Raw genomic sequence first — 277 nt, 5'->3', positions numbered from 1 at the left:
GAGGAAGGAACCGAGGCACACGCGGGAATTGCCGCCGCGCTGAACGCGCTTCACCTTGTCGATCATCAGAACGTCGACACCGGCTTCTTTAGCAGCAAGTCCTGCGGCGATGCCCGACAAACCCGTTCCGATAACGAGTACATCGGTTTTCGACTCCTTGGCCGCCGGCCCCGTCGCATAGGCATGGGCGGCTGTCGCGGCTCCCATTGCGCCTGCGGCGAAAGAACCGGCAAGAAATGTGCGGCGAGAAAAAAGCATTTTTCGACCTCCTTTGGGA

At 59.9% G+C, this 277-nt stretch carries 1 protein-coding gene; it reads right to left on the bottom strand.

Features of this window, described 5'->3' with window-relative positions; translation table 11 throughout:
• A partial coding sequence (locus tag H6A60_RS13110) for an FAD-binding protein (protein WP_205105302.1) occupies positions 1 to 258 on the bottom strand: 258 nt, incomplete at its 3' end.
• Positions 259 to 277 lie beyond the last annotated feature (19 nt).

Source organism: Sutterella massiliensis (assembly GCF_016899755.1).
Taxonomy (GTDB): Bacteria; Pseudomonadota; Gammaproteobacteria; order Burkholderiales; family Burkholderiaceae_F; genus Sutterella; species Sutterella massiliensis.
Note: the sequence above shows the minus strand (reverse complement) of the source record. Positions and strands in the feature narration are given on the sequence as shown.